Here is a 14,009-nt window from a genome sequence, read left to right as displayed (position 1 = left end):
TTGCTGTTACCCTCATCTATTCTTGGCGTGTTGGGCTTGAAGCATCCCCAATCGGAATCTTCACCAGTGATAATATTTATTCCGCTACACCACCAACCACCATTAGACAGGTGAGCATATCGCCGCATATCCCCATCGCGTAGCCGCCCATCGTTACGGCGGCTGATTTTATCGGAGTAGAGCAAGTAATCAAAAGCGGCATTCCCTGACAGCGATTTGAAGTTAAGTGCCGCTATCTCACTGTCAATCCCACTCTCACCCCACTCTTGCCAGTGGCTTGCTTCAAAATCTTCTCTGGCTGGCAAAGTATAAGGTGCGGATGGCTCTTTGAATCCTTGATAATTACCCAGTGCTTGAATTTCGCTATCATGGTGATGGCTACGCCCAGAGCAGGCATCGCCTTGCGCCATGTCATTTTGGTTGTCGGCTACAACAACTTGATGGACTTTTCCATCTCTGGACTCAAGTCTTGAGACTTCATGCAAAGCCCAAGGGGTACTTCTGAGCTTACCTCGCTTGTTGAATTTTCTAAAAACCTGCCTTAGTTCTTGATTTAGTGATTTTTGGGGTGAGGCTATCTTGCCGAATCCTTTGTGATTCATACTGCCACCCCTCCAACCTTGGCTTCAATTTGGAGAAGTACGGCGGCCACCTGACCACTAAACCAGCCAAGCTTTACTAATCGCTGTAAGTAAAAGGACTCCTCTAAGTTGAGGTTAGGCGATCGCAGTAACTCATCCGGGTCGGGGCATGGTCTTAGAGCAACGTCACAGCAACCCGCTTTTAAATATTTGGTGCTAGTTCGGCGATCGCTTATATGGTTTGATAATTCCGAAATTCGAGATTCTTGATTGTTGGGGAAAGTTTGCGTTAGAATACTAGGTTTTTCATTCGCAAACCCCTGTCTGTCAGAAGTAAGGGGTTTATTCATTGGGTTGTCCTTTGTTGGTTTGGACAGCCCCTTAACTTTTAAATTTGCAGATTGTAGGGATTAGTCGGTAAGCTTGAAATAGTTATAAATTTAATTAGACTTGCTGGTTGCAGAGTCCGGGGGCTGAAACGTCTAGTAAACGTTTCTTTGTGCGCTGCTTTTGCTTACCGTGGTGGATTGATTGACTAATCCCTGCGATCGCACTCAAAAAGCTGAGGGCTGTGTAGCTAGCATTTTTTTTGCTAGTTATTTTGTGAACTCTAGATGAATTAAGCTAAGATTTTATATCTTTTGTGTAGTCCTCAAAAATACAAACTATTGGTAAGGGGATCGCATACTTTGGAAATCTCTTCATATACCAGTACCGCCATTGCGTAGCTTGCCGCCTTTTGCATCGCGGAGTATCCGTAAAACTTCTTCTAAAAGTACTGTCTGACAGGACAAGGTTCTATTTGTGTTCGCCTCAAATCGCTCTAATCTCTCGTAGAGTTGAGCGATCGCGGCGCTATCTGTTTCACTCATTGTCCGCTTTTAGCCCCTGTTCAAATTCATCAATAGCTTGAATTGAATCTGAAATTGTAATGCATTGCTCTAGCAAGGAAATGTCTAATCCTGGCAGTATTTCGCTTGCTGCCCTAAGCTCATAGCCATAAGTATCAGGGTAAATGGTGGCAAGCTCAGTCTGGGAATTGTCCCGTAGGTGGTATAGCTTAAACTGGTTTCTCTCCCAAAACCAAACCTCTGCAACTCCTAATCTTCGGTAGATTTCCAATTTATGTATGTTGCCACTGGTGAGAACTACTTCTATGGCTAAGTCCGGTACACTTTTCTCTTCACCTATGCAGTAACATTCGTCTGGTTCGGCACCTGCTTTTTTTGCTTTGTTTCTAAAAGTAGAACTTCCCATAGGTACAAAACGAATGCGTTTGCTGTAAAAGAAACGCTCTAACAGCATTCCTAAATTCGTTTTGATTTTTTCATGCCTGATTGATGGCGACACTATCTCTAATATTCCATCTAAATAAGTAACACGGTAATGAGAGTTGTTTTCTAGTTTGACTAGTAGCGCTTCATAGCTTTCCCAACTTACGCCACTGCTGATAAACCTTTCCTCTGGGTCTGAGGTATGACCCAATTCTGGCTCATCAATTAGTTCTTTAAGACTGCTGACCATTGTCAATTCTCCCGTTTTATCTTTTGGCGAAACCGAATAGCTCGCCGTAGGCATCGCATCTCAAGGTAAACGCCCAACCAACTGAACTAAGATTGCTTCTAAGCTTGCCAATGCAGCATTTGTAGTCCGTTGATGCTCCTCAAAGTTACGTTGGTGCTGTTCAAAATTACGTTGATGCTGTTCAAAATTGTGTTGTAAATTTTCTGTACTTTCCCGTAATTCCAAAACCACACCGTCCAGCACAGCACTACGAGCTAAAACACTGGTGGCAGTTTCGATAAATGAGTCTAGTTGTTGCTGAGTATTAGCTTGCTGTCTGGCTAGATTCTCAATCAGCTGTCTTGTGTCCTCTGGCTGTCTTGTGTCCTCTGGCTGTGCGTGGGTCATGCTGATTTCTCTTGTTTATCTTTATCCTGTACTGCTTTAGCGAGTAGAGTAGCTGCAAGATTGCTAGCACTTCTATTTTCTTCTTTTGCCCATTCTTCAATTTTTTTAAGAGTGGTGTCGTCTGAGAAATAAACAGTCAATCTATATCGGGTAGACATTTCAGCAAACATAAATCTATTAGTCCATAATGCCTTACCTGACTATTAAATACTCTATAAGACTTTACAAGATTGTTTTATGCCTTACTTGACAGTATAGTACCGTCATGTACTACTATATCAATAGAGAAGCAATCGATCAACAACAAGCCACTAATTAGCGTCCTACGAGTACCCCAGCGACTTACACAGTAAGGGGTTTAGCGATTAGGAGCGACATTGTGATGTGTACTTATTCTGATTGCTAGCTAGTTACTATCTAATTCACATTGATTACTGTAGTAAACCCATGAAACCTAGACGGAGCAAACATTCTACAGACTTAGACTCATTCCTTGATTTCCCATCTACCAAGACATATTTAGCTGAGGTCTTGGGTGTTAGCCGCTCGACTTTGGTCACTTGGGAGAATTTAGCCTTCTGGAGAATCCCCAGTTTCAGAGATGCCTACCCCAAAAAAGCCGATAACACTCATGATCGCGAGTCGCCCTTGTCGCCCTATCAAGCATGGGTTTTGGGGAGAGTAGGGCGATTAATGGCTCAACTCCGACGCAGCGATCGCGTCAAAGGCTATATCGCCAAAAACCCGAATGATTTTTCTAGATACCGCTATCAGCAAGCATTCCAGCAAATCCAAAAAATCCAAAAGGGAGCGTAAATCATGGCAACACGGAAGAGAACCACAGCACCAACAGCAGACACAGTAAGCATTCATGATGCTTGCTTAAGATATATGACCACGGAACAGAGCTTGAGACTGGCTTTAAGCCATGTTCGCCCTGATGATTTCGACACTGTAAAGGCAGTTTCGGAATTAGATTTAGAAGCGATCGCCTCATACTTTCAGCCAGAATTGCCAGTTGTGGCTAGCACCTCAGAGTTACCTGAAAATTCACAAAATTTAACACAGCAAACATCTGAGCCAGCTACAGAACAGCCACAAAATGCCCTATCCCTACAAGGGCAACAGCAACATCTAACAGCCCCTACCCCCGGCTCAAGCCCTAACGCCCAAATGACGCTGATTGAACAGCTAACTAGGCAGGCATCAGAAGAAATTGCAGCAGTAGACGCTATAGCCCAAGTTAAGAACCAACTGATTCTAAATAACTTGGCTGTGCGGGATACGGAACTAACAGAGAGTATCAATCAGCACTGGCAACACCAAAAGCAAGGATATTTGGGAGCGATTAGAGATTTGGCTGGACTTGCACAACAAAAGCCAGAAGTTACCCCAGATGAAACTGACCTGACCCAAGAAATTGAAGGCATCATCACCGAACTGGGAAAAAAGCTAATCGCGTGAGAGCGATCAACATCCTGTTATCTCCCCTCGACTTTGTTAACTGGTTATTAGAAAGAGTACTAACGCCATGACTTTTACAATTTCCGGCATTGAATCAGAGGTAAATATGAGCGGTAATTCCTTACCAGAGCTAGTTGCTCAAGCTCAGGAATTACTTGGGCAAATTCGCCAGCATCCACAGTTTAAAGGCTTGCGTTTTGATTGTGATGTAGCTCTTGGTGACGTTAAGCAATATTTCAACTACTTGGAATCGGCTGCTTCTGGTGACTCAGAGGTAGTTAAGTTTGAAGGTTTTACAGAATGATTCTTGCTGCCAACTCCACAGAACATAGTCGGTAGCAGATAAAGCCAGAATTAAAGCTCTCAATAGTTTTGAGAGCTTTTAAGCCTCAGATACCCGTCAATACTACCATGCAAGATGACTTAAACAGCCAAATTCAGGATGCAAAGACGGATGAAACAGAGCTAAATCTTGTCCTCAAAAAATACGATTTGGATGAGGAATTAGCGCTTGAATTTAGCGAAATCGACAAAGCATTTAGGCAACTAGAAATTAAATATCAATCGCTAATTAACACGAGGAAATTTTTCAACAATGGCAAAAATTGATGCTACAAAAGCAGCAGCCCAAGCTGTAGCAGAAAAGCTAGCAGGACGCAAACAAAACTCCACATCTAGCACCAATAATTCCACACCTGCTACTGTCCCCAGAGATAGCCGTATCCCTGGTTTGTTGAGCGTCACGCCGGATTTAATACCGGGAATGATGCCACCATTCCAGCCCAATCAGTATCATATTTCAGATCCGTTAAATCCTCCTGAAACTCTTCCGCAGGCAAGCCAAAGCCAGTTTGATAAGGGAATGAAAATTTACGAAGGTGCTACACGATCGCTCAAATTGACGGGAGCCGCGCTTGACCTGACACGCGAGAAATTTACTGTAATTGGTAAGCATTCAAAAGCCTTTGGTGCTGGCATCCAAGCAGCTACCGAAATCGAAAAAGTCAAGGGTAACTATATTGACTATTTGAATCAAAAAGAGGTGACTACCCAAAAATCAGTTGTTTTAGATGTCAGTCAAGTTAAGACGATTGCCGATACAAATATCTCGGTTTATAGCAAAGATGAACTAAACCAAAAACTGTTGCAAGCTCAAATAAAAGCTGAGGAATTAAGGCTAAGAACTGTTGAGTCACAGGGGAACCTAGCAAGCTTTAAAGCACAGTTAGGTGATTACCTAGAGGTAAAATCATGAAATTATCTCATGGGTTAGGGCTAAGTGCTTTTAGCTTGTGCGCTGGCTTGGTGGTTGCTTCTGGAGGGTTCACCAACGATATAGCCAAAGTAATGTCTATGCTTGGTGTGGGAGCATTACCAGCAAGTTTTATTACCTACTTGATCGCGGATACTAAATCACAAAAATTATTAAATGATGCTGAAAGTAAAAATCAAAAAGCAGGTGAAACACTCCATAAAATAATCAGGGATTTTGAAAGGAGCAAGTCAAAGTTAGCCAACGCTAGCAGCCAGCTAGAATCCTTGAAAGATGAACTCAAAGAAGCGAGAAATACCATCAACTCGTTAGGTCATAACAAACTAGAAAATACGAGTTTAATTGCCCAACTGCAAGCCAAGTTAAATCAATTGTCTACACAGACTCAAAAAGATGCCCAGCGTATTGAATATTTACAGGCTGAGACTGAGCAATGGGAATTTAACTTTAAAACTCAAGTAGAAACGGAAGCCAACAAACGCTTTCAACTTGCCAAGTCGCAGGAATTAGAAAAGATTTATCATGAACACGATTCTATTACCTCTGAAGCTATGCAGCTATTCAGAAGGTTGCAAAACTGGGGTGAGAAGGTAGCGCATGGTCATCAAAGTAAAGCCGAGATTATCAAAAGTTTGGCAAGTAGCTACAACGAAAATTTAGATGAGGTTGGGGAAGCGATCGCCAATGAGCGCCAAAACTATATAGAGCAAATCGAGCTACTAAACGAGCGCGTAGGTCAGCTACAGCAACAATTGGCAGGTGATTTAATAGAACCCGTGTATGGTGACTTTGGCTTTGATATCAACGGGAAAATCGCCAACGAAATAGCGCGTACTTTGTTTACTGATATCAGGTTGGCTTTGAGCGTTAAAGGCTTTCAGGTGAAGCCTGACGGCGTTGTAGACATTGGTTATGGCTATTCCCGGTCTGTGCATACCTTAGCCATTGCAGAAGCAATCAGCAAGCATTCTGACACGCTGGCTAAAAAGCTGGGACTATTCAAAATAACAAGCGTTCGCAAGCTGGAAATAACCGATTGTATTGTGGTCAGCTACCGTATGGGGCCAGCCATCAAAGCAGATGAAATTAAGTTGATGGTTGGGACTCCTGACGAATTTATCAACTATGTAGTCAGTCACCCAATCCGCTATCGGCTGATTGCAGATCCGGGCGTTGGTAAAACCCCAACCACTGCGGTAATGATTAGCGAAATCCTGAAAGCTGGTTGTACTCGTGGCAATACTGGCAAGGGTGAGAAAGTTCCTAATACTCTGGTTACAGTGTCTTATCCTGGTGCTGTTGCTTCACTCAAAGATAGCAACTATCCTTTGGAGCATTTCCTTAAATATGGCGATACCACAGCCGCGATTAAATCCTTTGATGATTGCCTAGACGACGGAAATTTTCGAGTTCAAAACCCCACATTCGCTGCTAACTTCTTTCAAATTTGGGCATGGGATGAATTAGATAACACGCTGAATTCTTGCAGTGAGCCATACAAGGCAGGGGAAAATCTCAAGAAGATTCTGAAACAGTTTGGTCATAATAACATCGGCTGGATTGTGTCGGGTCAATCAGTGATGACCAAACAAATCCCAGGCTTTACTAATGATGATCGGTCACTTTTTACCGAAATCATCATTGGCATTTCCAAAATTAGACATTACCTAAATACCTACGGAAAGGGCAAAAACAGCGAGTCTAACCTAGCTAAGTTGACTCGCAATTTAGACGCTATCGAAGAATACATCGAACATAAGAATGAGCTAGTTACCGACGATGCCAGATTATTGAGAGTAGCCTTAGTAGTCGATTCTCGTTCACCTAAGCTTTATTTTTTACCTAATCTCGATAAAGTTAGTTTCAACTATTCATTGATAGAAGAGACAAAGCGACTGGCAAGAGTTGCAAAGTCCCCTGACACGGGTTACACGAGATTGACAGGTGATACCTTAAACCCAAGCATAGCAAGCACTGACACGGTGATGTCTGCCGCGTCATTTTCCACTATAGGGGGTAGCCGCCAAAGTGACACAAAGCCTTATTGTCCCCACTGTGGTCACGCAAATTTAACCGTAAGAAAGGATAAAAGATATTACTGTTTGAACTGCAAAAAAATAACAGTTTCTAATAAAATAATTTGGAAATAAATATATGGACTTGGATGAGATTACGACAATTATCTATCAGCCTAAAAATGACCATGAGCCGGGATTTATCTATTTAATGGAAGCAGAGGGCTATCACGGGCTAATTCCTGGTTGTTACCTCCGTCGTTGCAAAATTGGGTTATCTCGTAATCCCGAAGCTCGACTTGATAACTTTCATAGGAATCAACCACCTTGTAACGTGAAAATCCTCAAGACTATTTATGTAGAAGATATGGCAGATGTAGAGGGTGAATTACATCAACAATTTAGCCAATGCAATGTTGAGTTAATCAAAAGTCAAGAGTGGTTTGATTTTAATCCAGTGCAATTTATGATTGTTAATTGGGAATTTGAAAAGCGATCGCTACACGTCTTTAGCATTAGCGACTTGCCAATTAAGCTAATCATTTTCAGCATGATCGGGCTTGTGGGAGTGGGAACCGTAGCGGGAAGATTAACAAGTCAGTCACCAATGCAGCCGCAAAAACAATTAGCTAAGTAAGCAAAATTTAAGGGTAGACAGAGATTACTTATGAGAATGTTCTTTATATGATTCTCATAAGTAATCAATCAAAAAATTAAGGGAGGTTGTTAGCCTCCCTTTGGTTCTTAGAACGGTGTGTTACCCGTCTGGTTTACTTTGGCGAGATATCCGCGCCAGTAATCGCCCTCAGTTGTTTTAGGTGGAAGTGAGATCGCCGCGTCGAATTCACCATCGTAGTAGTCGCTAGTAGCTTGGAATTGTTGAGGTTTAGAAATTGTGAGTAACATGAGAATACCTTTTATTTTTTAAGCGCGGGTTATCAGCCCGCTTTTTCTGTGGTTTTTTCAACCTGTTATTAGCGTAGCTTAACCTGTTATATAATGTCAATAACCTGTTAAGAATATCTCACAGGTTATTGACATCGGCTAACTTGTTAGTTAAATTAATAACAGCTTAGAAATAAAGGGGAGTCAGTCAGATGTCTAAAGCAGTTCAGGAACAAGTAGATCAACTCTTTGTTGCGGTCAAAGATTTGCAAAGCCTTGAAGAGATCAAGCCACACTGTGAGAAGTTCAACGAGTGGATAAATACCAACACTAACTACAGCATTAAAAGCTTAGGCACTGTGCTGAGTCGGTCTGGCTTCTATAAAAAATTCAAGTCACTGCCATTAGAGCAAGGGAAAAACGCTGATTCTGTTCCCAAGCATGATGCCCAAGGCAACGTAACAGGTTATGAGTTAAAGCACTATGTTTTATTGCTGTGTGGTCTAGACAAAAGCCATTGGGAAGAAAGAAACAAGTCTACACGGGTAAGCGATCGCCTCGATAACGGTCAAGAAATTAGCCCAGATGAATATTTAGAAATAACAGGTAATCTGCTACAGTCCCAAGATTTGCATGAGGTAGCAGTGGGCTTAATTGCTGCCACTGGCCGCCGTCCCCATGAAATTCTTGCTCGTGCTAAGTTTGCGGCTGTTGAGGGTCAAAGCTATCAGGTAATGTTCACTGGTCAAGGTAAAAAACGGGGAGATAAGCCAGTATTCCCCATCGCTACCCTCTACCCTGCTAGTTACGTCATTGAGCGATTGAACTGGTTAAGAAAGGAGCCAACAACTAAAGCACTCTTGGCAGAGGTGGCTAACGAGAATCCTACAGACCTTTCAGCCCAAAACCGTGCTATTGATAGTCGCCGCAACGGTTCACTTAATCGAGTAGTTCGTGGTTATTTTGGGGACAAGGGAGATAAAACCCCAATTCTGAATTTTCGACACGGGGAAGAACAAGACAACTGCAAAGCACTCCGGGCCGCATATTTAGCACTGGCTACCGAGCGCGATTGTACTGGGGCGATGGGTTCTAAGATGCTACACGCCGCTAGGCTAGCTGGCCACTTTGTTAAGGATGCTCCCACTGACCGAGACTTACAAAATCTTGTAACCACTTTGGGGTATGCCGACTATTACCTTACAAAGCCTGTAGGTTTCCCTGATACTCCATCAAAAGAAAAACTTTCAAATGTTCGGGTCAACTCTTCAGATTTAGAAGCTATTCGCCACCTGCAAGAGGAGTTAAATTTACCCAATCAGCAATCAGTTATTACCTACTTGCTTGAGTCATTTAACAACCGATTGGACACTGCAAAGCAATTACAGTCAGCACACCAAAAATTAGCCCAATTAGAAACAGAGATTAAAGAGTTACGCCAAAGTAATAACCAGTTAGAAGACATCAATAACCAATTAGATATAGCCAACAAACAATTACAAGAGGAGAAAGCAGCAATGGAAACCACAGCACAGCAGCCCCAAACAGTTACTCTAAATGTCACCGAGTTAGATTCTTGGCTAGAACAGAAAGTTATTGAGGTGGTGAATAAGGTAACTCTTGGGCAAGCGATCGCCCCTACCGCCAAGTCTATCCCTGCCAAGGTTGCACCCATCAAAGAAGAGATTGACTGGCAAGCCAAGAGCGATGCTGAGGTATGGGGGAGCAAGGCAACCTTAGCAGCTGTAGAAAAAATTCGTAGGTCTTATCAGGCAATCTGTCTTTACAACGATACTGTGGCAACTGGGGACTCAGATCGCCTAGCAATTACTAACCAAGCCTTGAGAGATTTATCGGGCTGTAACGGCTTGTTAGTACGCGATTGGATTGAGGCTCATAAGGATGAGGTGATTAGCCATAACGCAAAATTCGGTATGGAAAACAAGAAAGACCCCAGTAACCCTGCCAGCTATGCCAACAAGGGCAAGGACACAGATAAAATTCTCTTGCTGATAAATGAAGAATTTTTAAGTGGTGAAGGCTTTAAGGCAGGGAGAAATTAAAGTTATTTTCCCCTTACAAACTAATTACATAATCACCACTAAGTTTATGTAATTAGTGGATTTTAAATAACAAAATTGTATGCCAAACTACATTTGCTTCAGACTATGCCTAGACTAAGCTTGGACTAAGCCTAGACTAAGCCTAGACTAAGCACAGGGAATCAGTTTTTCAAGAAAGCAAGTTTCCTAGACTAAGCTTGGACTAAGCCTAGACTAAGCCACAACTTAGCGCTCTTAATCACTATTTTTTGCCTGCAACAATTCTTCGATTAAAGAATAAAATAACCGTACTTACTATGGTTATTTTGGGTTATTTTCATTTCAGCCATTTTTGCAGAGAATTTAAAACGAAAAAATGATTTATTCGGGTCAAAAACTATTTTAGTAGAGAAAGATGCCGGAGGCGATCGCGGCGGAGTCCCAATTAGATGAGGCGATTTTATTTGCGGTCAGAAATTGAAACTTCAAAAGTTATGCTAATTTTTCAGATATTAAAACTGAAGTTGGCAAGCGATTGCTATGGCTATCAGCCAAAGAAGGAGCACGGTTATAGGAGTTATGCCACAGAAAAATAATAAGCCTAACTATTGGGGCGATGATGTAACCGTTCGACAGGCAATCGCCTTGGGAAGAAATAGGTTTGGTAAAATACAGTTTCCATAACCTATTTTTTAATCCTGGCCCGTTGTAACCGTCCAATCTTCCCAGTTTACTTATGAGAATCCTACTCATGAAAAGATGATTTCTTATAAGCAAGATTCTGATAAATGAAGAGCAGCACGTCGCTATAATTATCTTTCCCCCGAATCTTGATACCCTTGTGCTGCTAGTCTTAAAAAATATACTGCTGTTTTTCTTTATATTACGAGTAGCTAGCGAGGATCAAATTTTAAATATGGCTTTTGAGCAAATCGAAGCATTTTTAAAGAAAATGCAGTCCGAACCTGAACTTAAAAACGAGGTGCTTGCAGCACCAACCGCAGATGATGTTGCGCGAATAGCACTAAAGCTTGGTTTTGAATTTTCAGGTGATGAATTATTGAGAATGTCAGGTAAGAAAGTTGGCAGCATTACTGTTAGAAAAACTGATCTTCCTGGAGAGTACAACTAGGGGTCACGCGAGAATTTTTGAAAAAGGCAGAAGGCAGAGGGATGAATAGCGATCGCTTTTAACTTCCTCCCAGGATGAGAAATAAGCCGCGTAAATGTGGTGAATGGGCAAATTAGCCAAGTTAGGAGATTAAAGGAACTATAGGCGATTGTGGGGTGTGTGGTGAGTGCGATCGCTCCCTCTCTTGATTCCCCAATGCCCAACACCCAATGCAAGGCAAAGTAGCCATGATGAAAGTAAAGGGTACTGTAGGAGATTGTGGGGCGGGAGTGAGTGCTTTTTTCCCCATTCCCCAGATACCTTTTTTTGTTTTGGGGGCGCGGCGGGGAGGGAATTAGATGAGGCGATTTCATTCGTGGTGAAAATTTGAGGTTTCAAAAGTTGTGCCAAAAGTGGGGAGGCGATCGCCCAGGAGGAAAATAGGAATTGGAGATTGGGTAGGGAGTGCGATCGCCAGAGATAAGCTAATAGTCATTCATTTTTCCAGACTGACTCGCTCGTGGTAAGGGCTTCAACCTTGGATTTATGCAACTTAAATGCTCATTAGCTTAGGCTTTTGGGTTTCTATAGCAGGGGTAGGGGAGAATCGCTTACAGAGGTTATGCCAAGGGAGCGCTCGACAGCTGCCAAACTCCCAACACAGCTTTCTAAACACCTTGGAGTAGGTGCAAAACCTACCCCAACTTTTTAAATGCGATTCACTATAGTTGATAACTTTAATCTTGCCTTTTCAAAAATACTTTATGTCTTTGGTAACGTTATTTTTTGGGCATCACTAAGTATTTTTATCTACTCTGATCAAAGCGATTTTAGGAAATTAAAAATAGCAAAAATAAGCGTAGTAGGTATGTTTATTTAGAGGTGGCTGATTTTCCAATTTTTGGCAATTTTATCGCTTCTCGCTAGCTACCTGTTGAGCTACCAAATAACTACCTGTCTGGAAAATCAAAAATCACAAAAAACCACTACTTTTTCACCCAACAGGTAGCTAGGTGTCACCTGTCTGGTAGCCCGATAACTACCTCTAGGGAATTGTATTATACAATACAGTTTAGCTCGGAATCTACTTTAGTTTTATGTAGATTATCAGGCTTTAAAAAATCTCTACTGCACCCAGTTATTCTTACAATCCCAGCATTGATATCAATGTTTTGGAATCCTGCAACTGGTTGCGCCCAATGAATCTAATATTTTCAAGGCTTGGGTCAGCGTTGAGTTTTTCTGTTGAGCGGTTGGCGTGAGATACACAAAGCGCAATGTTACCCCACTTTATTTTTTTCAGTCGCATGATGGCGTAACCGCTATGAGCCGGTGGCGATCGCAATCAGCCCAAATTGACTACAAAAGAACGACAAAAGAACGACAAAAGCAGATGAAGTTTAACATCTGGGATGGCAACGTCCATTCACCCAATCCCTAATCTCCAATGTCTAATAGGGCCGCCAGGGGAGTAGAGCGTAGCATGACTACGGGCGATCGCCTCTTCCCCAACACCCAATGCCCAATGCAAAACTGCTTTAGGCGATTTTGGTAAGGCGACTGTTAGCAGCGATCGCTTCGGGAATTAAGCATAGGGCGAAGAAGATGGTTCGGCTAGCAAGAACCGCAGGCATCGCGGCCATTCATTGTCTAAGGCATTCTTCTAACTACTGCTGGGAGCAAAATCAAGAGCGGTGGCTTTAAGGTCTGAAGGGTGAGGCAAGCGATCGGGCTGTTGTCATGCCAAGAATTGAGATCCTAGCCACAGGTGAGAGGATAGCCAAGCTTGCGGCTTATTTTGTAGTCGGCACTTAGACCCGCTGAAGCTTGTTAAAGAAACAAAATCCACAAAAAAAATTTTCCCCTATTTTTGACCCTTTTTTTGTCTATCTAATTGATAATTACTCTCAATATAAACCGCCCAAACCGTGATTATTGACACATTTATCAAGAAATATTACAGTTTTGGCACTAGTTAATTGATTTGAATAAATTCGTGCGTCTGAGATAAAACCTCGACAAAACATCCATTTTCCCAATTCTCACCAACTACATTCAACATCTCCCAATATCTATCCAACATCTCCCAAATCTCCAATTTTTTCTTACCTTTTTACCTCTTAAATCTCATCCAGTCACAAAATTCTCATTAGCTCAAAAATTCCCAATAAATCCAAACAGTTTCCAATACTTATAAGAAGTCTCCCATTTGCTCCCAATAATTTACCAATTATTGAGAAATTCGCTTAAAAGGTTTTAAGCGCTGTAATCCATCTTTTTTTGACGCACAGTACGCCATATTTGGCGGAAAGTTTGTTGAGGTAAAAATCAAGAATCAGCCAAAAATGAGTCCGATAAAACTACAAAAGGACTACAAAAGCGACTGAGGTTTTACAACTGCAATATCCAATCAAAGCAGAGGTCTAGAGCAGAGGGGCAGGGGAGGAAAGAGTTGATAGACAATTAGTTCTTTCCCTCCTGCTTCCCTCAATGCAAAAGTTCCCAATACCGTTTGGTATTGGGAGTGGAGAGAAGCGATCGCTTTGTGTGACAACCAAAATCTCAATTGGGAGGCAAGGTAACACAGAGCGATCGTGTCACCTGACCACGCCACTGTTAGGAGAGATCACCTCCGGTGGGCGGGTAGACTATCACCAGCGTCGTCTTTGACATGAGATTCCAGAAAAACCTCACGAATCAAAGCCGCCTGTGCTTCTAATTTTTTAA

19 protein-coding genes are annotated in these 14,009 nt (G+C 42.2%); 10 read left to right on the top strand and 9 right to left on the bottom strand.

Features of this window, described 5'->3' with window-relative positions; translation table 11 throughout:
• The 6 genes from ACEYW6_RS34135 to ACEYW6_RS34110 all read right to left on the bottom strand — a co-directional run.
• The coding region (locus ACEYW6_RS34135; protein ID WP_412983287.1) for a hypothetical protein at window positions 1–602 on the bottom strand (602 nt) is incomplete at its 3' end.
• Window positions 599–931 carry a hypothetical protein gene (locus ACEYW6_RS34130; RefSeq protein ID WP_185582828.1) on the bottom strand — a complete coding sequence of 111 codons (333 nt, stop codon included), beginning with the start codon at window positions 929–931 and terminating at the stop codon, window positions 599–601. The genes ACEYW6_RS34130 and ACEYW6_RS34135, both read right to left, overlap by 4 nt.
• A gap of 351 nt (window positions 932–1,282) precedes the next feature.
• Window positions 1,283–1,453 carry a hypothetical protein gene (locus ACEYW6_RS34125; RefSeq protein ID WP_190898873.1) on the bottom strand — a complete coding sequence of 57 codons (171 nt, stop codon included), beginning with the start codon at window positions 1,451–1,453 and terminating at the stop codon, window positions 1,283–1,285.
• Window positions 1,446–2,105: a Uma2 family endonuclease gene (locus ACEYW6_RS34120; protein WP_412983288.1), complete on the bottom strand. Its 660-nt coding sequence runs from the start codon at window positions 2,103–2,105 to the stop codon at window positions 1,446–1,448. Before ACEYW6_RS34120 ends, ACEYW6_RS34125 begins: the two co-directional genes overlap by 8 nt.
• A gap of 60 nt (window positions 2,106–2,165) precedes the next feature.
• Window positions 2,166–2,492, bottom strand: a complete 327-nt coding sequence (locus ACEYW6_RS34115) for a hypothetical protein (protein WP_412983286.1) — start codon at window positions 2,490–2,492, stop codon at window positions 2,166–2,168.
• Entirely contained in the window at window positions 2,489–2,662 is a 174-nt protein-coding gene (locus ACEYW6_RS34110; protein WP_412983285.1) for a ribbon-helix-helix domain-containing protein, read from the bottom strand. Before ACEYW6_RS34110 ends, ACEYW6_RS34115 begins: the two co-directional genes overlap by 4 nt.
• Window positions 2,663–2,939: 277 nt before the next feature.
• Here ACEYW6_RS34110 and ACEYW6_RS34105 point away from each other — a divergent pair, with 277 nt between their 5' ends.
• From ACEYW6_RS34105 to ACEYW6_RS34075, 7 genes are all read left to right on the top strand, one after another.
• Window positions 2,940–3,308 carry a hypothetical protein gene (locus tag ACEYW6_RS34105; protein WP_193947043.1) on the top strand — a complete coding sequence of 123 codons (369 nt, stop codon included), beginning with the start codon at window positions 2,940–2,942 and terminating at the stop codon, window positions 3,306–3,308.
• 3 nt (window positions 3,309–3,311) lie between these two features.
• Window positions 3,312–3,956: a hypothetical protein gene (locus ACEYW6_RS34100; protein ID WP_412983284.1), complete on the top strand. Its 645-nt coding sequence runs from the start codon at window positions 3,312–3,314 to the stop codon at window positions 3,954–3,956.
• Window positions 3,957–4,023: 67 nt separating this feature from the next.
• Window positions 4,024–4,260, top strand: coding sequence for a hypothetical protein (locus ACEYW6_RS34095; protein WP_412983283.1), 237 nt, complete (start codon window positions 4,024–4,026; stop codon window positions 4,258–4,260).
• A 107-nt stretch (window positions 4,261–4,367) separates the two neighbouring features.
• A complete protein-coding gene (locus ACEYW6_RS34090) occupies window positions 4,368–4,565 on the top strand; it encodes a hypothetical protein (protein ID WP_179076855.1) in 198 nt (65 codons plus the stop codon).
• Window positions 4,552–5,211 (top strand): hypothetical protein, encoded by a 660-nt coding sequence (locus ACEYW6_RS34085; RefSeq protein ID WP_412983282.1) that lies wholly within the window; start codon window positions 4,552–4,554, stop codon window positions 5,209–5,211. The genes ACEYW6_RS34090 and ACEYW6_RS34085 overlap by 14 nt, the downstream gene beginning before the upstream one ends.
• Window positions 5,208–7,379, top strand: coding sequence for a hypothetical protein (locus tag ACEYW6_RS34080; RefSeq protein WP_412983281.1), 2,172 nt, complete (start codon window positions 5,208–5,210; stop codon window positions 7,377–7,379). The genes ACEYW6_RS34085 and ACEYW6_RS34080 overlap by 4 nt, the downstream gene beginning before the upstream one ends.
• A 4-nt stretch (window positions 7,380–7,383) precedes the next feature.
• Window positions 7,384–7,881, top strand: a complete 498-nt coding sequence (locus ACEYW6_RS34075) for a GIY-YIG nuclease family protein (protein ID WP_412983280.1) — start codon at window positions 7,384–7,386, stop codon at window positions 7,879–7,881.
• A gap of 107 nt (window positions 7,882–7,988) precedes the next feature.
• On the opposite strand, the gene ACEYW6_RS34070 is transcribed toward ACEYW6_RS34075, so the two are convergent.
• Window positions 7,989–8,150 carry a hypothetical protein gene (locus tag ACEYW6_RS34070; protein ID WP_179076853.1) on the bottom strand — a complete coding sequence of 54 codons (162 nt, stop codon included), beginning with the start codon at window positions 8,148–8,150 and terminating at the stop codon, window positions 7,989–7,991.
• 191 nt (window positions 8,151–8,341) lie between these two features.
• On the opposite strand from ACEYW6_RS34070, the gene ACEYW6_RS34065 reads away from it, so the two are divergent.
• Window positions 8,342–10,192 carry a protelomerase family protein gene (locus ACEYW6_RS34065; protein WP_412983279.1) on the top strand — a complete coding sequence of 617 codons (1,851 nt, stop codon included), beginning with the start codon at window positions 8,342–8,344 and terminating at the stop codon, window positions 10,190–10,192.
• Window positions 10,193–11,087: 895 nt separating this feature from the next.
• Window positions 11,088–11,303: a Nif11-like leader peptide family natural product precursor gene (locus tag ACEYW6_RS34060; RefSeq protein WP_069068113.1), complete on the top strand. Its 216-nt coding sequence runs from the start codon at window positions 11,088–11,090 to the stop codon at window positions 11,301–11,303.
• Here ACEYW6_RS34060 and ACEYW6_RS34055 read toward each other — a convergent pair.
• Together ACEYW6_RS34055 and ACEYW6_RS34050 are read right to left on the bottom strand one after the other, a co-directional pair.
• Window positions 11,300–11,656, bottom strand: coding sequence for a hypothetical protein (locus tag ACEYW6_RS34055; RefSeq protein ID WP_412983278.1), 357 nt, complete (start codon window positions 11,654–11,656; stop codon window positions 11,300–11,302). The two genes, ACEYW6_RS34060 and ACEYW6_RS34055, sit on opposite strands and share 4 nt — an antisense overlap.
• Window positions 11,653–11,778 carry a hypothetical protein gene (locus tag ACEYW6_RS34050; protein ID WP_258169926.1) on the bottom strand — a complete coding sequence of 42 codons (126 nt, stop codon included), beginning with the start codon at window positions 11,776–11,778 and terminating at the stop codon, window positions 11,653–11,655. Before ACEYW6_RS34050 ends, ACEYW6_RS34055 begins: the two co-directional genes overlap by 4 nt.
• A gap of 762 nt (window positions 11,779–12,540) precedes the next feature.
• Here ACEYW6_RS34050 and ACEYW6_RS34045 point away from each other — a divergent pair.
• A complete protein-coding gene (locus ACEYW6_RS34045) occupies window positions 12,541–12,723 on the top strand; it encodes a hypothetical protein (protein WP_412983277.1) in 183 nt (60 codons plus the stop codon).
• Window positions 12,724–14,009 lie beyond the last annotated feature (1,286 nt).

This window comes from Nostoc sp. UIC 10607 (assembly GCF_047228265.1).
GTDB classification, from domain to species: domain Bacteria; phylum Cyanobacteriota; class Cyanobacteriia; order Cyanobacteriales; family Nostocaceae; genus Nostoc; species Nostoc foliaceum_A.
This window is presented reverse-complemented; position numbering and strand designations above follow the sequence as displayed.